At 71.2% G+C, this 21,373-nt stretch carries 18 protein-coding genes and 1 pseudogene; 15 read left to right on the forward strand and 4 right to left on the reverse strand.

Annotated features, from left to right (window positions below; translation table 11 throughout):
• The 6 genes from AB0M03_RS36545 to yjfF form a co-directional block, all read left to right on the forward strand.
• Positions 1 to 195, forward strand: a 195-nt coding sequence (locus AB0M03_RS36545; protein WP_363500063.1) for a non-reducing end alpha-L-arabinofuranosidase family hydrolase, incomplete at its 5' end; no start/stop codon positions are given.
• Between the two features lie 877 nt (positions 196 to 1,072).
• Positions 1,073 to 2,116 (forward strand): LacI family DNA-binding transcriptional regulator, encoded by a 1,044-nt coding sequence (locus AB0M03_RS36550; protein WP_363500095.1) that lies wholly within the window; start codon positions 1,073 to 1,075, stop codon positions 2,114 to 2,116.
• Positions 2,117 to 2,975: 859 nt separating this feature from the next.
• Entirely contained in the window at positions 2,976 to 3,956 is a 981-nt protein-coding gene (locus AB0M03_RS36555) for an ABC transporter substrate-binding protein (protein WP_363500065.1), read from the forward strand.
• A gap of 85 nt (positions 3,957 to 4,041) precedes the next feature.
• Complete coding sequence (locus AB0M03_RS36560) at positions 4,042 to 5,562, forward strand: sugar ABC transporter ATP-binding protein (protein WP_363500067.1); 1,521 nt, start codon at positions 4,042 to 4,044, stop codon at positions 5,560 to 5,562.
• Entirely contained in the window at positions 5,559 to 6,602 is a 1,044-nt protein-coding gene (locus AB0M03_RS36565; RefSeq protein ID WP_363500069.1) for an ABC transporter permease, read from the forward strand. Before AB0M03_RS36560 ends, AB0M03_RS36565 begins: the two co-directional genes overlap by 4 nt.
• Positions 6,599 to 7,573, forward strand: coding sequence for a galactofuranose ABC transporter, permease protein YjfF (yjfF, locus tag AB0M03_RS36570; protein ID WP_363500070.1), 975 nt, complete (start codon positions 6,599 to 6,601; stop codon positions 7,571 to 7,573). Before AB0M03_RS36565 ends, yjfF begins: the two co-directional genes overlap by 4 nt.
• Before the next feature lie 52 nt (positions 7,574 to 7,625).
• Here the strand turns inward: yjfF and AB0M03_RS36575 are convergent, their stop codons facing one another.
• The gene (locus AB0M03_RS36575) at positions 7,626 to 8,957 is read right to left on the reverse strand and encodes a DUF6596 domain-containing protein (protein WP_363500072.1); all 1,332 of its coding nucleotides are present in this window, start codon (positions 8,955 to 8,957) and stop codon (positions 7,626 to 7,628) included.
• Positions 8,930 to 9,349: a YciI family protein gene (locus AB0M03_RS36580; protein ID WP_363500074.1), complete on the reverse strand. Its 420-nt coding sequence runs from the start codon at positions 9,347 to 9,349 to the stop codon at positions 8,930 to 8,932. The genes AB0M03_RS36575 and AB0M03_RS36580 overlap by 28 nt, the downstream gene beginning before the upstream one ends.
• A 710-nt stretch (positions 9,350 to 10,059) precedes the next feature.
• Between AB0M03_RS36580 and AB0M03_RS36585 the strand changes: the two genes are divergently transcribed.
• The 4 genes from AB0M03_RS36585 to AB0M03_RS36600 all read left to right on the forward strand — a co-directional run bounded on the left by AB0M03_RS36585 (position 10,060) and on the right by AB0M03_RS36600 (position 12,285).
• A protein-coding gene (locus AB0M03_RS36585; RefSeq protein WP_363500076.1) for an IS5 family transposase occupies positions 10,060 to 10,874 on the forward strand; the annotation gives its coding sequence in 2 pieces (ribosomal slippage) (positions 10,060 to 10,417 and positions 10,417 to 10,874; 816 coding nt in all).
• A 111-nt stretch (positions 10,875 to 10,985) separates the two neighbouring features.
• A complete protein-coding gene (locus AB0M03_RS36590) occupies positions 10,986 to 11,408 on the forward strand; it encodes a hypothetical protein (RefSeq protein WP_363500078.1) in 423 nt (140 codons plus the stop codon).
• A gap of 134 nt (positions 11,409 to 11,542) precedes the next feature.
• On the forward strand, positions 11,543 to 11,971 hold the full coding sequence (locus tag AB0M03_RS36595) for a VOC family protein (RefSeq protein WP_363500080.1): 429 nt from the start codon (positions 11,543 to 11,545) through the stop codon (positions 11,969 to 11,971).
• Between the two features lie 131 nt (positions 11,972 to 12,102).
• Positions 12,103 to 12,285: a hypothetical protein gene (locus tag AB0M03_RS36600; protein WP_363500082.1), complete on the forward strand. Its 183-nt coding sequence runs from the start codon at positions 12,103 to 12,105 to the stop codon at positions 12,283 to 12,285.
• A 171-nt stretch (positions 12,286 to 12,456) separates the two neighbouring features.
• Here AB0M03_RS36600 and AB0M03_RS36605 read toward each other — a convergent pair whose 3' ends face one another.
• The gene (locus AB0M03_RS36605) at positions 12,457 to 13,002 is read right to left on the reverse strand and encodes a GNAT family N-acetyltransferase (protein ID WP_363500084.1); all 546 of its coding nucleotides are present in this window, start codon (positions 13,000 to 13,002) and stop codon (positions 12,457 to 12,459) included.
• 729 nt (positions 13,003 to 13,731) lie between these two features.
• Here AB0M03_RS36605 and AB0M03_RS36610 point away from each other — a divergent pair.
• The 4 genes and pseudogenes from AB0M03_RS36610 to AB0M03_RS36625 all read left to right on the forward strand — a co-directional run bounded on the left by AB0M03_RS36610 (position 13,732) and on the right by AB0M03_RS36625 (position 17,187).
• Positions 13,732 to 14,394, forward strand: coding sequence for a DUF4097 family beta strand repeat-containing protein (locus tag AB0M03_RS36610; RefSeq protein ID WP_363500086.1), 663 nt, complete (start codon positions 13,732 to 13,734; stop codon positions 14,392 to 14,394).
• Between the two features lie 139 nt (positions 14,395 to 14,533).
• Complete coding sequence (locus AB0M03_RS36615) at positions 14,534 to 15,352, forward strand: alpha/beta hydrolase (protein WP_363500087.1); 819 nt, start codon at positions 14,534 to 14,536, stop codon at positions 15,350 to 15,352.
• A gap of 298 nt (positions 15,353 to 15,650) precedes the next feature.
• A pseudogene (locus AB0M03_RS36620) lies at positions 15,651 to 15,893 on the forward strand (alkaline D-peptidase); the annotation flags it as partial.
• A 454-nt stretch (positions 15,894 to 16,347) separates the two neighbouring features.
• Complete coding sequence (locus AB0M03_RS36625; protein ID WP_363500089.1) at positions 16,348 to 17,187, forward strand: siderophore-interacting protein; 840 nt, start codon at positions 16,348 to 16,350, stop codon at positions 17,185 to 17,187.
• A 127-nt stretch (positions 17,188 to 17,314) separates the two neighbouring features.
• On the opposite strand, the gene AB0M03_RS36630 is transcribed toward AB0M03_RS36625, so the two are convergent.
• The gene (locus AB0M03_RS36630; RefSeq protein WP_363500091.1) at positions 17,315 to 18,865 is read right to left on the reverse strand and encodes an RICIN domain-containing protein; all 1,551 of its coding nucleotides are present in this window, start codon (positions 18,863 to 18,865) and stop codon (positions 17,315 to 17,317) included.
• A gap of 358 nt (positions 18,866 to 19,223) precedes the next feature.
• Here AB0M03_RS36630 and AB0M03_RS36635 point away from each other — a divergent pair, with 358 nt between their 5' ends.
• Positions 19,224 to 20,849 (forward strand): RICIN domain-containing protein, encoded by a 1,626-nt coding sequence (locus tag AB0M03_RS36635; RefSeq protein ID WP_363500093.1) that lies wholly within the window; start codon positions 19,224 to 19,226, stop codon positions 20,847 to 20,849.
• Positions 20,850 to 21,373 lie beyond the last annotated feature (524 nt).

The raw sequence follows: 21,373 nt of genomic DNA on the forward strand, positions 1-21,373 counted from the left end.
GCGGGCAAGGCCAACAGCGGTGCCACCTGGACCAACGACATCAGCCACGGCGACCTGGTCCGCAGCAACCCCGACCAGACCATGACCATCGACCCGTGCAACCTGCAGTTCCTCTACCAGGGCAAGTCCCCCACCGCGGGCGGCCCCTACGACCAGCTGCCGTGGCGGCCGGGCCTGCTCACCCTGCAGCGCTGACCCGCCCCACCCACGGTGATCGCCATCGGGTGCCGCCTGCCGACACGTAGACGGGAAGTCTGCGGCACGGCCGGCTCCACCCGCTGACCGACACCCACCACCCCGGGGGAACCCCGGCCGCACGCCGGCCGGGGTTCCCCACTTCACTCGACACCGGGTGCACGTGGCGCAGCAAGCGGGTCCGTCCACTTGGCCGGACACACCGGTCGTGGTCGCCGTCGGGTTGGCGAGCACGCCGCCTTCGAGGTGGTTGCCGCCGGGGACCCGGAAGAATCCCGGTTCGGTGTCGGCGAGCAACTGCTCCAGATCCTTCCTGATGCCGCCGCCGCGCCTTCGACGGGCCGGGTAGTACGCCGGGCCGGCGAATGGCTCGCATTGCTGACCGGCGGCGGCTCGCCCCGGGGTGCTCGGGCGACCCCGCATGAACGGCGGCCGACCGCGATCTCAACTGAGCATCAGCGCTCCCAGTTGCATGTCAGTACGTCTGACGCGTCAAGGCGGTCAGGCGGTGCCGGACGACCGCTCCCGGCGGATGTCGGGCCGGCGCGGCCGCATGGCGGGGCCCGCACTGCTGCGCACGTCCCGGTACGTTCACTGCCGTCACCTCCAGTACGCTGCCGCCACAAAGACCTCAACACGTGCAACCTCCGAAGGCTGTCGGTGAGCTCCCGGAACTGCGGGAAGGCGCCCCTGCGCGAACCGCGGCCGGCTGGGGCACGGAGTGAGGACCGAGAGCGGGCTGGGGCGACCTCGGCATGTTAACGTGCACAATTATTTCCACGCGTCCCTACGAAATTCCTTGCGGCCTCACCCGAACACCTGGCGGAATGCCGCGATTGGAGCTGGCATGCCGAAGTCGGGTCCCCGTCAGCCGGTGATGGCCGATGTGGCCAGACTTGCGGGAGTGTCGCACCAGACCGTCTCCCGCGTGCTGAACGGTTCGCCGAACGTCACGCAGGCCACTCGGACGAAAGTCGTCGCCGCGATCCGCGAGCTGGACTACCGGCCCAACTCGATGGCCCGCGCCCTGGTGACGCGGCGCTCCCGGACCCTCGGTGTGGTCAGCTTCGCCAGCACCCTCTACGGGCCGGCCTCCATGCTGGACGGGCTGGAGCAGGCCGCCCGCAGCGCGGGCTACTTCGTCAGCGTGGCCTCCCTGCGATCACTGGATCCGCGTTCGGTGCAGGAGGCCGTCGACCGACTCCGGGACCAGGGCGTCGATGGTGTCGCCGTCATTGCGCCGCAGACCTCTTCTGCAGGCGGGGTGGCCGATGTCGTCAGCCCCGTTCCCGTGGTCATGGTGGGCACCGGCACCCCCTCGGCGATCCCCCGGGTGGCGGTCGACAACGTGTCAGGAGCCTTGGCAGCCACCCGTTATCTGCTCGGTCTCGGTCATCGCACCGTCCACCACGTCGCCGGCCCCGAGGGGTGGCTGGAGAGCCGGGAACGGGAGCAGGGCTGGCGTCGCGCGTTGTCGGAAGCGCAGGCGGAAGCGGCGCAGACCTTCAGCGGGGACTGGAGCGCCCGCTCCGGATACGAGGCCGGGCTGCGGATCGCCGCCGATCCCCGCGTGACAGCGGCCTTCTGCGCGAACGATCACATGGCCCTCGGAGTGCTCCGCGCCCTCCACGAAGGCGGCCGATCGGTTCCGGCCGACATCAGCGTGGTCGGATTCGACCACATCCCGGAATCGGCCTATCTCGTTCCGCCGCTCACCACCGTCCGGCAGGATTTCGAGACCCTCGGACGTCGGGCCCTGGGGTTGCTGGTGGAGGAACTGTCCGGGGTGGCCCACAGCGGCCATCAGGTCCTGATCGCGCCCGACCTGGTGGTTCGCAGCTCGTCAGGTCCTGCACCGGCGCGGGATGCGGCCGCGATCGGACGGGTCACCCGGCCGAAGGCTTCCGCCGTACGGAGATAGGGCCCTTCGATCATCCTTGCTGCCCGGCCGGAAGAGCAGGGGTGCAGCGAGCCCGGCCCACCGGGCCGGGTCCGGCCTCGCAAGGGGCTCCTTCGGCGTGCAACGCCCACCAGCAGCGCGTTCCGGCCCTACAGCCCGTCATGCAACACACCCGGCCCCGAGGCCGCAGCGGTCCGCGTCGCGCCCCGGGCCCGACCGGGCCCGCACGCGGCACGGGCGGCCCGACCCACCGCTCGCGCGCTCAGCGCCCGGCATCGTCCGCACTCCCAAGTGCACCGATCGGCGCGATCCCAAAGGCAGCTCATCCCCTCCAGGCCGTGCCGGGGCGGCCGAGTCCGGTGGCCCCGTCGCACGTTCTCAGCAGCTCCACACCGCCTCACGGCGGACCGCCGCGGAGCCGGTTCACGCACCCGCCCGGCCGGCCGGGAAGGGGCTCCACCGCCGGGCCCTCCGGGCTCCACGACCGCTCGCACCGCCCGCCGACTGCGGCAGCCCGAGCCGGCCGGGCGGGGGCGCCCGACAGAACCGCCCGCCAAGACCGACGCACCCGCCGGACCCGCTCCCCCCTCCCGCGATCCGGAACCGCTGGCAGCCAAGATTCAACAAAGCAGTGCACCGCTCTTGCACGAGCCGCTTGTTAGCGCTAACAATCTTGTCGGGCAGCGGCACCGGCGTCAACGCCTCACCACGGGACACCACCGCCTGCCTGCAGCAAGCCCATTGATCTTCCGCCGTTCTGGCGATCCATCAGTTCCACCTGGGGCCGGCCCACCAGGCCACCCGGCGCACCCCACCTCCCGGCACGCACCAGCCGCCCTGCGGCGTCAGGGCCGGGAGAAACACCGAGAGGAAGACCCCGATGTCCAAGAGAGCCGCTGCCGCCGTCCTCGCCGGCGCCATGATCGTCGGCCTGTCCGCCTGCTCCTCCGCCGGCGGCTCGTCGGACGGCAAGAAGTCGGACGGCAAGCTCGTCCTCGGCTTCGCCCAGGTCGGCGCCGAGAGCGGGTGGCGCACCGCGAACACCAAGTCCGTCCAGGAGGCTGCGAAGAAGGCCGGCATCACCCTCAAGTTCTCCGACGCCCAGCAGAAGCAGGAGAACCAGATCAAGGCGATCCGCTCGTTCATCCAGCAGAAGGTCGACGTCATCGCCTTCTCCCCGGTGGTCGAGTCCGGCTGGGAGACCGTCCTGAAGGAGGCGAAGGCCGCGCACATCCCGGTGATCCTCACCGACCGCGCGATCGACTCCGAGGACACCTCCCTCTACGCCACCTTCCTCGGCTCGGACTTCGTCGAGGAGGGCAAGAAGGCCGGCGACTGGCTGGTCAAGGAGTACCAGGCCAAGCCGGGAGAGGTGAACGTCGTCCAGCTGGAGGGCACCACCGGCTCCGCCCCGGCCAACGACCGCAAGTCCGGCTTCGCCGACGCGATCAAGGGCGACCCGAAGTTCAAGGTCGTCGCCTCGCAGACCGGCGACTTCACCCGGGCCAAGGGCAAGGAGGTCATGCAGGCCTTCCTGAAGGCCCAGCCGAAGATCGACGTCCTCTACGCCCACAACGACGACATGGCCCTCGGCGCGATCCAGGCGATCGAGGAGGCCGGCAAGAAGCCCGGCACCGACATCAAGATCGTCTCCGTCGACGGCGTCAAGGACGCCTTCACCGCCATGTCCCAGGGCAAGATCAACTTCGATGTGGAGTGCAACCCCCTCCTCGGCGATCAGCTGATGGAGCTGGCGAAGAAGGTCAAGAACGGCGAGAGCGTCGAGCGCCGGATCAAGACCGTCGAGGGCACCTTCACCCCCGAGCAGGCCACCGCCGCGCTGCCGACCCGCCAGTACTGATCCGGCCGGAGCACCGGGCGCCCGCACCACCGGATCCCCCGGCGGCACGGGCGCCCGGTCCCGACCGACCACGAAAGGAGGACCGATGCAGCAACCGGTCCTGGAAGTACGCGGACTCCGCAAGGAGTTCCCCGGCGTACTGGCGCTCGACGGCGTCGACTTCCGGCTCTTCCCGGGAGAAGTGCACGCGCTGATGGGTGAGAACGGCGCGGGCAAGTCCACCCTCATCAAGGTCCTCACCGGCGTGCACCCGGCGGACGGCGGACAGGTCACCATGGCCGGCCGGCCACTGCGGATCACCGGCCCCCTCCAGGCGCAGCAGGCCGGCATCTCGACGGTCTATCAGGAGGTCAACCTCTGCCCCAACCTGTCGGTGGCCGAGAACCTCTTCATCGGCCGCGAGCCCCGCCGCCGCGGCCTGATCCACTGGTCCGAGCTGCGCCGTCGCGCCGAGGCCTCGGTCGCCGGACTCGACCTGGACATCGACGTCACCGCCCGGCTGGACAGCTTCTCCATCGCCGTTCAGCAGCTGGTGGCCATCGCCCGGGCGGTCGATGTCGAGGCCAAGGTGCTCGTCCTGGACGAGCCGACCTCCAGCCTCGACCGCGACGAGGTCGTCCAGCTGTTCACCGTCATGCGCAGGCTGCGCGAACGGGGCGTTGCGATCCTGTTCGTCTCGCACTTCCTCGACCAGGTCTACGAGATCTGCGACCGCATGACGATCCTGCGCAACGGCCGGCTCGAGGGCGAGTACCTCACCCGGGACATCAGCCAGGTCCAGCTGGTCTCTCGCATGATCGGCTCGGAACTCGCCGACCTCAAGAGCCTGGCGGCCGAGAGCCACCGCGAGACGGCCCAACCGGAATACAGTTCCCCCTTCCTGGTCGCCGAGAAGCTCGGCCGCCGCGGCGCGATCGAGCCCTACGACCTGACGATGCGGCCCGGCGAGGTCGTGGGTCTGGCGGGGCTGCTCGGCTCCGGCCGTACCGAGGCCGCGCGGCTGCTGTTCGGCGCCGACCAGGCCGACAGCGGCACCGTGCGGGTCAACGGCCACGCCACTGCGCTGCGCGGGCCGCGCGCGGCCATCGGTCACGGGATCGCCTTCTGTTCGGAGAACCGCAAGGCCGAGGGCCTCGTCGGTGAGCTCACCGTCCGCGAGAACATCGTCCTCGCCCTCCAGGCGTCCCGCGGTTGGCTCCGCCCCCTGTCGCGCACCGCCCAGGACGAGTTCGCCCTGCGCTGGATCCGGGCACTGGACATCCGGCCCGGCGACCCCGAGGCCCTGGTGCGCAACCTCTCCGGCGGCAACCAGCAGAAGGTGCTGCTCGCCCGGTGGCTGATCACCGACCCCAAGCTGCTCATCCTCGACGAGCCGACCCGCGGGATCGACATCGGCGCGAAGGCCGAGATCCAGAAACTGGTCGCCGGCCTCGCGGAGAAGGGCATGTCCGTGCTCTTCATCTCCGCCGAGCTGGAGGAGGTCCTGCGCCTCAGCCACAAGATCGGTGTGCTGCGCGACCACCGCGTGGTCGCGCAGCTGGCCAACGACGGCTCGCTCACCCCGGAGCACATCATGGAAACCATCGCGAGCGGAGCCCGGCGATGACCAAGCACCGGCTCTTCTGGCCCGCGGCGGTCCTCGTCGCCATGCTGCTGGCCAACCTGTTCTTCACCCCGGACTTCTTCGCCGTCCACACGAAGGAGGGACACCTCTACGGCAGCCTGATCGACATCCTGCACTTCGGCGCGCCGCTGATCCTGGTCTCCCTGGGCATGACGCTGGTCATCGCCACCGGCGGCATCGACCTGTCGGTCGGCTCCACCGTTGCGATCGCCGGTGCTCTGGCGTGTCTGTACATCAGCGAGGCATCCGACCCGGGCAGCGTCTCCACCGTCCTGGTCGCCGTGGCCCTGGCCCTGGCCGTCGCGCTCGTCCTCGGCGCGGTCAACGGCCTGCTGGTCTCCCGCATCGGCGTGCAACCGATCGTCGCCACACTCATCCTCATGGTCGCCGGCCGCGGCGTCGCCCAGCTGATCACCGACGGCCAGATCATCACCATCACCAGCGACCCCTACCGGCTCATCGGCGGCGGCTACTGGCTCACCGTCCCGTTCTCCGTCCTGCTGGCCGGCGCGATGGTGGGCCTCACCCTGCTGCTCACCCGCTCCACCGCCCTGGGCCTGCTGCTGGAGTCGGTCGGCGGCAACCCGGTCGCCAGCCGCCTGGTCGGCATCCGCGCCCACCGTCTGACCACCCTGGTCTACGTGGCCAGCGCCGTGTGCGCAGCCGTCGCCGGCCTGATGATCAGCTCCAACGTCTCCGCCGCCGACGGCAACAACGCCGGCCTGTGGATCGAACTCGACGCCATCCTGGCCGTCGTCATCGGCGGCACCTCGCTCAACGGCGGACGGTTCTCGATCGGCGGCACCGTGCTCGGCGCACTGGTCATCCAGACCCTGTCCACCACCGTCTACACCATCGGCATCCCGCCGGAGACCACCCTCGTCTTCAAGGCCGCCGTGGTGATCACCGTGTGCCTGATCCAGTCGCCTCAGTTCCGTGCCAAGGCCACCCGCCGACGCACCACTGCTCCGGGCGGTCAGCAGCCGAAGCCCGCATCTGCCGATTTGAAGGTGGGCACATGAACACCACTCTCGCCGCCAAACTGCGCGGACAGGTCCCGCTGCTGGTCACCTCTGTCCTGCTCGTCGCGATGTTCAGTGTCGGCTCGGTGCAGTACGAGGGCTTCTTCTCCGGCCAGGTCCTGCTCAACCTGCTGATCGACAACGCCTTCCTGCTGGTCGTCGCCGTCGGCATGACCTTCGTGATCCTCACCGGCGGCATCGACCTGTCGGTCGGCGCGGTCGTCGCCCTCTCCACGATGGTCTCGGCCTGGCTGGTGGAGAAGCACCACTGGCCGATCCTGGTCGTCATTCCGCTGGTGCTGGCCATCGGCACGGGGCTGGGATGGGCCATGGGCTGGGTCGTCCACACCTTCGAGATCCAGCCGTTCATCGTCACGCTCGCCGGCATGTTCCTGGCCCGCGGCCTGTGCTACACGATCAGCGTCGAGTCCGTCTCCATCACCGACCCGTCGTACACCGCGATGGCGCAGACCCGCATCCCGTTGCCCGGCGGCACGTTCCTCTCCCCCAGCGCCGTCATCGCCGTGCTGGTCGCCGCCGCGGCCTTCCTGGTCCTGCACCACACCCGGTTCGGCCGCAACGTGTACGCGCTGGGCGGCAGCGAGCAGTCCGCACTGCTGATGGGCCTGCCGGTGGCCCGCACCAGGATCACCGTCTACGCGATCAGCGGCTTCTGCTCCGCCCTCGGCGGCGTCCTGCTCACCTTCTACATGCTCTCCGGCTACGGCCTGCACGCCGTCGGCCTGGAGCTGGACGCCATCGCCGCCGTCGTCATCGGCGGCACCCTCCTCACCGGCGGCTCCGGCTACCTCGTCGGCACCGTCCTCGGCGTCGCGGTCCTCGGACTCATCCAAACGGTCATCAGTTTCCAGGGCACCCTCAGCTCCTGGTGGACCAGGATCGTCATCGGCGCCCTGCTGTTCCTCTTCATCGTGCTCCAGCGCCTCATCACCGCACGACGACCCACCTAGAGACCGAGTTGCCCGTGCCGAGCCGATGCCTCGGTACGGGCAACTCGCGTCGTCACCGCAGCGCGGCCGCCTTGCGCAGCAGCACGTTCCGCTCGGGGGTGTTGCGGCACAGGCGGGCGGCGAGCTCCAGCTCGGCGCGGGCCTCGCCCGTGCGGCCGAGGCGGGCGAGCAGTTCCCCGCGCACGCCGGGAAGCAGGTGGGATCCCGACAGGCGGCCGGAGGCGGCCAGGTCGTCGACGACCGTGAGCGCCCGATCCGGTTCGCCGGCCATCGCCACGGCCACGGCCCGGTTGAGCTCGACGACGGGTGAGGGTGCCACCCGGCCGAGTGCCTCGTAGAGCAGGACGGCGCGTTCCCAGTCGGTCTCTCCCACCGACGGCGCCGTCGTGTGACAGGCGGCGATCGCCGCCTGCAGGCCGTACGGTCCCAGGCCGCGCCCGAACGTCGCGATGCGGCCGAGCGCGGCCAGACCGCGCCGGATCGCCGACCGGTCCCACAGGCGCCGGTCCTGGTCCTCCAGCAGCACCGCCTCCCCGTCCGGGCCGGTTCGGGCCGGAAAGCGCGCCGCGGTGAGCTCGAACAGCGCGAGCAGTCCGTGGGCCTCCGGCTCGGCGGGCAGCAGGGCGACCAGCATCCGGGCCAGCCGCAGGGCCTCGTAGGCGAGATCGGGTCGGAGGAGGTCGTCACCGGTCGTCGCTGTCGAGCCCTCCGTGAAGATCACGTACAGCACGCTCAGCACCCCGCCGAGCCGCTCGCGCCGCTCCTCGGCCGGTGGCAGCGCGAACGGGACGCCCGCCGCGGCGAGCGTCTTCTTGGCCCGGGTGATCCGGGCCTGGACGGTCGGCACGGGAATGAGGAACGCCCGGGCGATCTCCTCACTGGACAGGCCGCCCACCACCCGCAACGTCAGCGCGACCCGGGCCTCGACCGAGAGCACCGGATGGCAGGCCGTGAACATCAGCGCGAGGACGTCGTCGTCGACCCGGTCGGGATCCCACGGCAGCTCGTCCGGCCGGTCCCCACCGGCCGCCGCACCCGCGCTGAACTCACCCTCGGTCAGCCGTCCCGCCAGCAGGGCGTACCGCTCGTTCAGTGCCGCACGGCGGCGGAAGCCGTCGATGGCCCGCCGCCGTGCGGTCGCCAGCAGCCAGCCCACGGGGCTGGCCGGCGCACCGTCGCGCGACCAACTGACGAGCGCCTCCGCGAGCGCCTCCTGCGCGACGTCCTCGGCGAGTGCGAAGTCTCCGGTGTAGCGGGCCAGCGCGCCCACGATCCGCGCCGACTCGATCCGCCACACGGCCTCGACGGCCCGCCGCGCCGCTTCGGCGACCGGCGGACCGTCCCCGGCCCCGGGCGTCAGAGCTGGCCCGTCCGCTCGCGCCATGCCCGCTCCCTGATGACCCACTCGTTGTCCTGCGGGAACTCGTCGATGGCCGGCACACGACGGATCTCGCACTTCGAGCCGGGGACGGCCGGGATCCGCTTGGCCCACTCGACCGCCTCCTCCTTCGAGGCGACGTCGAGCAGGTAGAACCCGCCGAACAGTTCCTTGGTTTCGCCGTAAGGCCCGTCGGTGACCACAGGGGTCTCCCCGCTGTAGTCCACCACCACTCCCTGTGACGGGTCGTCCAGCCCCTCGGCGGCGATCAGCACGCCGGCCCGGATCAGCTCCTCGTTGAAGCGGCCCATGGTCTCGAGCATCTCGTCGAACGGCGTCTCCATCATCTTCGCGACGGACTCGTCCGTCCCGCGCAGGATCAGCATGTACTTCGCCATCGTTGTTCTCCTCGGTTCGGAGGACCGCTTCTCGATCCTCTCCATCCCAGGTCGAACGGCGCAGGCGCGGATCGACACGGCAGGCAGGATCGACCTTCGTCTTCTTGACGGACGTCTCCGTCTCACCTCAGGGCGAGCAGGCTGAGCGGGTGGTGTCGGTGTCGGCCCGGGCGAGGGTGACCTTGCCCGGCACCGGGTGGACGGCACTGCACTCCTCACCGATGATCTTCAGTCACACTCCGCCGAGCCCGGCGCCGAGGTCGGCCTCGACCCGGACCTTGATGCCACCGGAGGCGGGGGTCGGGTAGAGGACCTTGCGCGGGTCCTCGCCGGGGAACCTGCTGGACCGGACGCCGGTGGGGCTGAGCAGCTGGTGGCGACGACGCAGCGGACGCGCAGCTTCCGCAGCGCCGCGGTGTCACCACCCTTCGCCGAGCCGCAGGCCCGCCCGGTCTGCGGGTCCGGTACCGCAGCGGGCAGCCGAAGCCCGACGCTCTTCCCGCCGGGCACGTCCCGAACCGCAGGCTGGCGCAGCGGCCGCGGAGGCGGGCAGAATCCAATACCCGGACCCGACATGAAGGAGTGAATTTTGCCTGGCCAGTCCCCGACGAACCCACATGTCACCGCCGCCTTAGAAGTCCTAACAGAATGGAGTGACTGCGTTACCTTGGACTTGCCGGTGCGGATTCGCCCTGGTGAGGAGGTACGCGATGGCCCGCCCCAAGCCCTGGGAGATCGACGACGAGTTGTGGGCTCTGATCGAGCCGCTACTGCCGGTCGTCCAGCGTCGGGTGGATCATCCGGGTCGTAGACGACTGGACGACCGCAAGGCGCTGCAGGGGATCCTGTTCGTGTTGTACACGGGGATCCAGTGGGAGTGGCTGCCGCAGGAGCTCGGCTTCGGCTCGGGGATGACCTGCTGGCGGCGCCTGCGGGACTGGAATCAGGCCGGTGTCTGGCACCTGCTGCAGGAGGTTCTGCTGGCGAAGCTGCACGGTGCCGACCAGTTGGACTTCTCCCGGGCAGCAATCGACTCTGCCCACGTCCGGGCCCTGCGAGGCGGCCCAAAACCGGCCCGAGCCCGGTCGACCGCGCCCGGCCGGGCTCCAAGCACCATCTGATCTGCGACGGGCGCGGCACTCCGTTGGCGGTCTCGCTCACCGGGGGCAACCGCAACGACGTCACCCAGCTGATCCCGCTGCTGCAGGCGATCCCGCCGGTGCGCGGCCGGGTGGGCCGGCCCCGACGCCGACCCGGGCTGCTGTACGCAGACCGCGGCTACGATCACGACAGCCACCGCCGGCTGGTCCGCGCCCTGGGCGTGACCCCGATCATCGCCCGCCGCGGACGGGCCCACGGTTCAGGACTCGGCACCTACCGCTGGGTGGTTGAGCGCGCCCTGGCGTGGCTGCACGGCTTCCGTCACCTCAGAATCCGCTGGGAACACCGCGACGACATCCACGACGGCTTCCTGCAACTCGCCACCTGCCTCATCCTCTACCGACGCGTCCGAGCATTCTGTTAGAGCCACTTAGACGACCCCGCACCCATCTACAATCTTGATTCTCGATGGTGGGCGGCCCTTCGGCACTCGCTGTCCATCGCCATCACGACAGCAGTCATCGTAACTGCTTTCATGGTTATCACCCTTCCAATCATGGCAGTCTTTTTGATTGACGATGCGTTCATCGCCGGCGACTACGCCGAGTCCGTGCTGATTGTCGCCGGCGTGGGGCTTGCCGCAAGTGTTCTCATTTTTCCCGTCGCCTTCGGGTTCGAGCGGCTGGTCATGCGCGGTGGCGCCGCATGGAAGGTGCTGGCGGTGTGTGCGCCCATAGCCTCTCCGGTCGCGGCTGCGCTGATTTTCGTATCGCTGCTTAAAATTCAACCATCGCACACCGCCGGCGACGCCTTCGCCATTGCGATCCTGCTCTTCATGACCTTCTCCGTTTATTGGTTTTCGCTGTGGTCGTTGAGTGCCGTTCACTACGGCGCTTGGCGCTTTTCCCGGCGCATGGGCCGAGGTCGGCAGTTCGGCCAACAAGCTCGTGCGCGGTAGGCGGTGGGACGTGCTCGCGCCGACCAGGGTGACGGGGCAGCACCCGTCAGTCCTTCAGGTGGGCGATGCCGCATCCGGCCGGATCCACCTGGAAATGGGCCGAGCGGCAGAGCCCTCCCTGGTATGGTGCGCCGATGTCAGCGATCAAGAAGTTCCAGGTCACCTTCGACTGCGCAGAACCCGAGCGCCTCGCTCGTTTCTGGTGCGAGGTGTTGGGGTATGTCGTGCCGCCGCCACCGGAGGGGTTTGCCACGTGGGACGATTTCAAGCGTTCACAGCCCGCCGAGGAACGGGATTCGTGGTTCGCCTGCAGTGATCCCTCGGGTGTCGGCCCGCGACTGTACTTCCAGCGCGTCCCCGAGGGGAAGGCCGCCAAGAACCGGCTGCATCTCGACGTGCGGGTCGCCACCGGACTCGTGGGTGAAGAGCGCCTCGCCGCACTCGAGGCCGAATGTGCACGACTGGTCCCGCTCGGCGCGGTACACGTGCGAACGCTGTACGACGGCAACGATGCGTGCATCCCGATGCTGGACATCGAGGGCAACGAGTTCTGCCTCGACTGAGCATTCTCGAGCCGGCCGCCCCCTTGGCCCCTCTCCGGTCCCGTACCGGGACCGTCGCGACCGGGGCCTTCCAACTCCTCACCCCGGACGGCGGGCGGATCCGGCACGAGGGATTGCCCCATGACATCCCCGTGGTGGAGGGACGCCGCCTGCTCGTGCCGGACGACCCGATGCACCAGTACGGCTGGAACGCCGACCGGTTCTTCCCGCTGCTGCCCGGCACGGCCGAACTGACCCGTGTCCTGTCCACCGACGAGGAGCGGACCTGGTTCGCCCGCACCTCGTCCGGCCACGGGGCCCGCCGGACGTCCTGACCCGGCAGGCCCGGTCGTCACCGCTCGGCATCGGGTGGCTGCTGCGACCAGGAGTCCCAGTACCGCCACGGCCTCACCCGGCTCCTGTCGCCGGTCGACGCCCTCCCACACGTCCGTGGGCGCCCCCGGGCCGACCACGTCGTCGCCCCGATGTGCCGGCACCGGGGGCGGTCAGCCGTCGTCCCGGAGGAACGAGTACATGAACATGTCCCGGCGTTCGTCCCCCACCGGCTGCCAGCTCCTCAGCAGCCCCTCGCGCCTGAACCCGACCCGCTCGGCGGTCTTCAAGGACGCCGCGTTCCAGGGTTCTACGTACAGTTCGAGTCGGGGGATCCCGAGAGCCGCGACGGCCCATCGGACGACTGCGGACAGTCCGGCCTCGGCAGCCCTCCGCCCGCGGCCCGATTCGACCACCCAGTAGCCCAGCGACGCACGCCCCTCACCGATGCTCCTCAGCCACAGACCCACGGCGCCCACCGGCTTGCCGTCCTCACCCACGATCACGAACGGGTACCCGGCCCCAGTGGCAGCGCGACCCCATTGACGCTCGATGAAGGCAACGCCCTCCGCTTCGGAGTACTGCGTCGGCACCGTCGTGATCAACGGGATGTAATCGTCCTGGGACGCTTCGCGAACGAGGTCCAGGTCGGCAAGGCACCACGGCCGGAGGGTGAGCCCTCCGTCCGTGGCGAGCTCGGGCACGTCCAGCGGTTCCATGGCCGTATTCTGCCGATCCTCCTGGTCGGGCACACGTGAGTATCGGACCCACGCGCAGGCGGCAGGCCGGCTCGTGCCCGATACCGAACGGCAGCCGCAGCCGACGGAAACCGGAACGGCGGGCGGTGTGCCGCCGGAGAGCCACCGTCCGTGGTGTCCGGCAGCACACGCCCGCCACCGGCGCGCCGCCGCACGGTGCAGCGCGGTGGAGTCTGCATCTGCTGCGGCCCGAGGCACACACCACGGCTGAACCACCGGCCAGGCAGCAGCCGTTGGCCGGTCGATCGATGCCGCGGACAGTTGTCCCGGCTCCGCCGCGAGGGCCCTCGTCGTCACAGGTGGTACGACCCGGGTGACCGGGTGTCGGCTGCCGGGCTTCGGGGCCGTTGTCAGCCAGGCTCCTCCTCCGCGCGGGCGCTCTGCCGCAGGGCTGGTGCACTGGGGCGGGCGATACCGATCCCACGGTGCGACGGCCGGTAGGCGTGCGACGCTCCGCCCCGGACGGCTGCCCGACGGGCGGGCACGGCTGATTCCCCGTCATAGCGTTCACTTCTCACTCATTGCAACGCTCGGACAGTCATCGTTGCATTATCTTCAGGCCCGTTGCAACGATTTCATGCACTTGAGCTGTGCAAATACCGATCACACGCAACGAATCTGTTGCTGACACGCGAAAAGCAACGTAGCGTTTCCCATGTCAGAAACAACGAGCGAGCACAGGAGAGCACGATGCAGAAGTTCGACACCCCCGCCCCGATCTCCGCCGTCCTGGACATCCCCGCCGGGCGCATCCAGTTCGTCGCCGCTGACCGCGCCGACACCACCGTCGAGGTCCTGCCCGCCGACCCGTCCAAGGGCCGCGACGTCAAGGCCGCCGAGCAGACCGTCGTCGCCTACGCCGACGGCGTCCTGCGGATCCACATCCCCGAGCCCAAGAATCCGCTCGTCGGTTCCGGGTCCGTGGAGGTCACCGTCCAGCTGCCCGCCGGCTCCCGCATCGAGGGCAGGGCCGCGGCCTCCGAGCTCCGCGGCGTCGGCCGCCTCGGCGACGTCGCCTTCGACGGCGCGTACCGCCGGATCAAGCTCGACGAGGCCGCGAACGTCCGCCTCACCGCGACCGACGGCGACGTGGAGATCGGCCGGCTGGGCGGCCCGGCGGACATCAGCACCGCAAGGGGCGACATCCGGATCACCGAGGCCGTGCGCGGCACGGTCGTGCTCCGCACCCAGTCCGGCGACATCACCGTCGGCGCCGCCGCCGGCGTCTCGGCCGCCCTGGACGCCGGCACCGACCACGGCCGCATCAGCAACGCCCTCAAGAACGACGGCACCGCCGGCCTCGACATCCGTGCCACCACCTCCCACGGCGACATCACCGCCCGCAGCCTCTGAACGACCGGAACCAGGACGGCCCGGCCGGGCCCACCGGCTCGTTGCCCGGCGACCCGGCCGGCCGTCCCCACGGGCCCGCGATCCACGTACAGGGCCCCGAGACCGTACGACACGCCTGACACGACCCAGGGGGAACACCATGACGAAGAACAGCACGTCCTCGACCGGTTCGCAGTGGACCGGCATGGTGCCGGTCGACGACACGGCCCTGGCCGTCACCGACACCGGCGGCCCCGGCACGGCCGTGGTCTACCTCAACGGCCAGTTCGCCACCCAGGGGTACTGGCGGCGGCTCATCGCCGAACTGGGGCCCCGGTGGCGGCACATCACCTACGACGAGCGGGCCCGCGGCAGGAAGTCGAAGCGTTCGGCGGACTACTCCTTCGAGGCTGCCCTCCGGGACGTCGATGCCGTCCTCGCGGCCAGGGGCGTGGACCGCGCGCTGGTGGTCGGCTGGTCCTACGGCGCGTTCCTCGCGGCGCACTGGGCCCGGCGGAACCCGGACCGTGCCGTGGGCGCCGTCCTGGTGGACGGTGCATTCCCGTACGACTGGCTCGACGAGGCCATGGAAGAGCGGATCCGCAAGCAGTTCCGGCGATGGAGCTGGTTCCTGCCGCTGCTGCGCCCGACGGGCCTGACCCCGCGGATGAACGCCGAGGAGCTGGCGAACTGCAACATCGAGCTCGGCCTGATCTCCCGTGAGCGTGAGCTGGGCCCCGTGCTGGACGGCATCACCGTCCCGGTGCGGTACGTGGTCGCCTCGGGGTCGTCCCTCGGAAGCCGCGGCGACGAGCAGGAGCGGATCCGCACCAGCCTCGACGCGGTGACCGCCCGCAACCCGCACATCAAGATCAGTGCGAAGGTCGCCAGCAACCACGGTGCGATCCTGAAGAAGGACTCGCCGGCCGTCGCCGAGGCCGTGCGCGAGGTCGCCGCCCTCGACCGCGGGGGCCGCTGACCACCGGTGGACCGGCGGCACTGACGCCCGCTCCACCACCGCCTCCATCGCTCCGCCGGGGCGAGCCGGGACCCCTGACGTTGCTCGCACGTCAGCGGTACGCGTTGTCCGGTCGTCGAGCCGGTACCGCCGGAAGGCCTCCAGTACCCGCTCGGCGGCGCCTGCTTCCGGAACCGTTCCGACTCCCCCGAAGGGCAGCTGTGAGCCAGAACACAGTTGAGGTTGACCTCGGGGCGGGGTGGAGGCTCGTCGCAACGGCCCGAAGCCGACTCGGGTACAACGGATTTGAAGGTGCATCATGTCCATCACCCCTTCCGACCAGGGGCAGGATCGCCCGGAGCTGCAGAAGGCGATCGAGGAGATCGTCGAGTCCGGTTTCCTCGGGGTGCAGCTGCGGGTGAACGACGAGCAGGGCGAGTGGGTGGGCGGCGCCGGGGCACGCGAGCTGGGCCGGAGCGCCGGGCCGCTGACCGACGGGCACTTCCGCATCGGCAGCGCCACCAAGAACTTCGTCGCGACCTCGGTCCTCATGCTGGTGGCCCTGCTGCCCGACCGCGCCTCCGCGATCCTGGACCGGATGCCCGGCCTCGGCTTCGGCCCCGACTACGTGGCCGCGCAACGCGAGGCCCTGGTGCCGGCCAGGGCGCTGGTGCCGGAGGGCTTCGACGGCTTCCTGACCCAGTACAAGCTGATCGACAACCACCGCGGGGACCGGGCCCCGGCCTCAGCCCGGCTGACCGCACTCACCGAGGCCGGACTCCGCTCCGCGGGCGTACCCGTCCCCACCGGTGACGGGGAGCCTCACGGCACAATCGCACGCCGGCCGCCCACCCACGGCACAGCCCGTTCAGAGACTGCGGGCGGTTTCCCTACGACTACGATCCACATGTCACGACCGGTCCCGTGCACTGTGCGCACCGGTTCGGCCCGCGCCCGGGGAACGGCAGCGAGCGCTGCGTCAGCGAGCCCGGGCAAGCCACACGAGGAGAGCGCCCATGGCAGAGCGTCCGGCCCGCAGGCCCCGGAAGCCGCACACCGCACAGGTCGTCCGCACCGAGCGGCTCACCCCCCACATGCAGCGCGTCGTGCTCGGAGGTGACGGTCTCGCCGCGTTCACAGCAGGCACCTTCACCGACCACTACGTGAAGGTGCTGTTCGGCGCCGAGGGCGTGACCTATCCCGAGCCGTTCGACCTGGAGCGGATTCGCGAGGAGTTCCCCCGCGAGCAGTGGCCGGTGACCCGGACGTACACCGTACGCGCCTGGAACCCCGAACTGCGCGAGCTCACCCTCGACTTCGTCGTCCACGGCGACGAGGGCCTCGCCGGACCGTGGGCGGTGCGCGCCCGACCGGGCGAGACCGTCCGGTTCATGGGCCCCGGCGGCGGCTACGCGCCCGACACCACCGCCGACTGGCACCTGCTGGCCGGCGACGAGAGCGCCCTGCCCGCCATCGCCGCGGCCCTGGAGGCCCTGCCCGCCGGCGCCGACGTCCGCGCGTTCGTCGAGATCGCCGGCCCCGAGGAGGAGCAGAAGTTCGACTCCGCCGCGGAGGTCGTCTGGCTGCACCGCGGCGACCGCCCCGTCGGCGAACTGCTCGTCGAGGCCGTCCGCGCACTGGAATTCCCCGAGGGCCGGGTGCACGCCTTCGTCCACGGCGAGGCCGGCTTCGTCAAGGAGGTGCGAGCGCTCCTGCGCGTGGACCTCGGGATCCCCCGCGAGGACCTCTCCGTCTCCGGCTACTGGCGGCTCGGCCACAACGAGGACGGCTGGCAGGCCTCCAAGCGCGAGTGGAACGCCCGGGTCGAGGCGGAGCAGGAGAGCCCCGCCTCCTGAGCCCGGACTCCCCGGACTCGTGGCCGGGTGCGCTGACCTGCGGTACCCCACTGTCCGCACATGCGGTCCGGGGCGGTCGGCCGTACCGGCGGGCCCGCGGCGCCGAGCGGCAAAGGCTGCTCGGCGCCTACGCCCCGAGTGTGCGTTGTTGCCAGCGGAACGCCGGGCTGTCGTGGTGGTTCCGGCTCTGTACCAGCCGGTCGCCCGGGCCCGGATTGTCGGCCTCGGGCCAGTGTTCGAGGCCGAGGACGAGGTTGCTCGCCACGTTGACGACCCGGTCGCCGCAGAACGTCCAGACCGTGTCGTTGCGTTCGCCCGCACATTCCTGCTGGACGAGCGGGGCCCCGTCGGTCGTGCTGCCACCGTTCCCCAGGCAGCGGCCGGTGCCGGCGTTCTTGATCTGCACCCCCGCGCCGGCGGGGATCAGTGTCCAGGTCTGGCCGGCGGTCCGGTTGCAGGGGCGCTGCGTGAGGGCACCGCCGGGGTCGGCCTGGGCGCACAGGCCGGTCATCCGGTTGACGAAGGCGCGGGAGCCGGGCGGCGGTGCGAATGTCGACGGTCCGGCCGTTCGGGTGGGCTTGCCGGTGGCCGCGGCCGGTTCCGGCCGGAAGGACTCGGCGACCCCTACGGCCGCGACCGGCGCCATCGGAAGGGTCGGGTCCGGGCTTGCGGCCGCGGTGCCGGGAGCGGCAGGGGTGGTGCGGACGGGTGTGCCGCCGGAGCCGGGCAGCAGGACGACGACGGCCGCTGCGGCGCCGGCGACCGCGGTGGCGGTCAGCGTCCACTTGGCGGCGGCGGACTTGGAGACCGCCGTCAGCTTGGCGGCGGCCAGGTGGAGGCCGTGCCCCGTGACGGACGGCCAGAGGCCGGTGGGGTCCCACAGGAGGATGCCTGCGGGCAGGATCGCGCCGAGGCGGCCGTTGATGTCACGCAGGTCGCGTTCGGCGCGGGCGCAGTTGCTGCAGGCCTGCAGGTGGCGCTCGAGGTGGCGGGTGGTGCGCTTGTCGGGTCGGCGTATGGAGGCGGCGAGCATGGTGCCGTAGTGGCGGCATTCGTCGCTGGCGGCGTGGTCGAGGTGGGCGCGCAGGTAGGCCTCGCGCAGGCCTTCGCAGGCGCGGGCGACGAGGGAGCCGATGCCGCTGGCGGTGATGCCCAGCCGCTCGGCGGTGGCCGCGGCGGGTTCGTGTTCGACCACGGCGTGCCACAGGACGGCCTGCCAGCGTTCGGGAAGCGACCGGTAGGCCTGCAGGACGAGTGAGCCTTCTTCGGCCGCGAGGACCGCGTCGTCGGTGTACCGGCCGCAGGACAGGGAGTCGGCCCAGGCCTCGAAGTCGTCGGACAGGACGGTGCGGGCGCGCTCCTGGGACCATTCCATGGCGACATGGCGCACACAGGTCAACAGGTAGGGGCGCCAGGCGTGTTGGGGGCCGCCCCCGGTGGTGACGGCGCGGTAGGTGCGGGCGAAGGCTTCGGCGGCCAGGTCGTGCGCGGTCGCCGCGTCACGGCAGCAGGTGCGGGCGTAGGCGAGGACGGCGCCGTGGTGGCGGGCGAAGACCTCGCTCATCACGTCCTGGACGGCCGGTCCGGCGAGCGGATCGCCTTCGCGCAGCAGTGCGGCCAGTTCCGCGTCGTTGAGGTGGCCGAGGGTCGTCTGACGGGCCGTCGCGGATACGCTCAACCCTTTGCTCCTGTTCGCTTGTCGGTGGCCCGGCGGCGGGCGGGCCGGCTCGTTCGGGCCCTGGGAATCGCCGGCTTCCGGCCGGATTGCGGGCCAGTGTGTCATGCCCTGCGCAGGTGGTCGCCGCCCGCCGGGCGGCGCGGGTCGGGTCGGCGCCGTGTCCGCAGATCCGCCTGCGCTTCGGGGCTCGCCGGTGTCGACGGGTGTCCGCGCGCGCCCTCCCGGGTCGTTCGCGCTCATCCGGTGGCACGCTGCGACACCCACCGACCATCGAGTAAAGACTTGGCAAAAATACGGGCCGTCCGGCGGGCAAGACGCTCTTTCCCCTGCAGGAACCGTACGAGAGCAAGGAACGCCGTTGTCAGACCCCGCCGCCGACCCGCTCCCGGACGTCGAACACGTACGCCGGCCAGCCGCACCCCTGCTGACCACCCGTCACAACGACGCCCTCGTCGCCTACGCCCGTCGGCTGTGCCGGGACGAACAGGCCGCACAGGAACTCGCCGAAGAAGTCTTCACCGCCACCCTCGAATCCGCACCCCGCGGTACGGGTCCGGCCCAGGCCCGGCCGCCGCAACTGCTGGCCGCCGCCCGGCACACCGCCGCCGCCTGGGCGGACACCGGACGCATCGCCCTGCTCTCACCCGGCTTCGCCGCCTGGCTCCGCACCCTTCGCCGCACGCACCTCCTCGCGCCGTGCGCACGGGCCGCCGTCACCGCGGCCGAGGAGAACGCGGCCCTCCTCCAGGTCTTCCGAAAGCTGCCCGACACCCTCCAGGCCGATCTGTGGCACAGCCTGGAAGACGCGACCGGGCCGACCGGGCCGCCGTCGACCGCCGGCGCCCCCACCGCCGAGCTCCCGCACCCGGAGGCCGTGCAGCGCTTCTACGGCGCCTACCTGCGCCACTACGTCGCGCACGCACCCCGTCGGAACTGCCGCCAACTGGTCGCCAGGCTCGGCGATACCGTCCGCCGCGACACCGGGGACGACGCCCTCGACCTCCACCTGGGCCGGTGCCCCGACTGCGCTCGCGCCCGAGCGGATCTCACCGTCATCCACACCTGGCAGCGCCCCGCACTCCGCGAAGCACTGCTGTTGTGGACGGGCGACCACGAGCCGGAACCCGAGGGCACCGCAGTCCTGCCGGCCACTCCCACCGGTCCTCCCCCGTCGGCCCCACAGCCAGGGCCGCCGGTCCCGGTCCCGCCGCCCGCCGTGCCGGACGACCCGGCCGCGACCGGCACCCCGTCGCGGCGCCCCTCCGACAGGACCGTCAGGCTCGGCCTCTGTGTGCTCGGCCTCGGCGTCCTGACCGTGGCCGCCGCGACCGTCGCTCCCCACCGGGCCGCACCCACCGCGGCCGCCCCTCCTCCACCGTCCGCGTCTCCCGCCGTCTCCCGGGCCACCCCGCCACCGGTTCCCTCGCCCACCGCACCCGTGCCGTCGACGCCCGCCACGCCGGCCCCGGACGACAACTCCCCCGCATCCGGCTCGCCCACGGCAGATGACGCCCCGCCACCGTCACCCACCCCCCGGATCGCCGCCTTCCGCCTCGTCAACGTGCGCACCGGCCTGTGCGTCAGCCCCGACGGCCAGGACGGCGCCGGCGTGCACCTCGCGACCTGCGACGGCAGCGTGTCGCAGCGCTGGCGGTTTCCCCGCAGCAGCAGCGACGGACTGCTCCAGGTGCGCAACGCGGCCGACGGTCGGTGCCTGGACGGCACCACCGAGGGCGGCAACGTGGTCACCGTCGTCCTGCGGGAGTGCCGCGCCGACCGCCGGGAGCAGCTGTGGAGGGCCGTCGGGAGCAAGGGCTCGGCCGCCTTCCGCCTGCACTTCGCCCCGTGCGTCGCGAAGAGCGACTACACCGACCACCTGCTCGGGCCCGGCGACATCTGGCCCGGCCCGGCCGAGGCCGGTTCACCGCTCGTCCACCAGCCCAACTACTACGACAAGGACGACTTCCTCTTCACCACCGACTGACTGGGCGCCGGGATGGTCGACGTTGCGCAGTTGTCGGTGCGGAGCCGGGGGCACGGCGGCAACCGGGGGCAACACCGGCCCGGTGAACGGAGGTCAGGCGCCGGCCGGGGCCGGGGGTGCCCGGCCGGCGCGGCAGCCACGGGGCCGAGGGAACCGGCGACGCCGACCAGGGTCGCCGCCGGACCGTCCCGGCACTCGCGGGGCTGCTGACAGGAGAGAGGGCGATGCGAGCCGTTCGGCCCGCGACTTTGCCAAGTCTTTGCAATCCGCGACGCCGACCCGGCCTCACCGATGGCGCGGGGGCGGACATTTCACGCGACAGGAATCGAGCACCGCTCCCGACTGACGGTCCGACGGGTGGCTTGCCCCCGTCGCCACCATCACCACCTGACACACCGCCACTCGCGCAACCGGGCCGATGCCCTCCGGCCGGCCGCCGCCGGCGGGGCGCCGGCCCGCCGCACTAGCGGCCCGCCGGGCGGCGGCGCCCCGGCGGGGAACGGGGGGGCCAGGGGGGGGAGGGC

This window comes from Kitasatospora sp. NPDC051914 (assembly GCF_040680995.1).
GTDB lineage: Bacteria > Actinomycetota > Actinomycetes > Streptomycetales > Streptomycetaceae > Kitasatospora.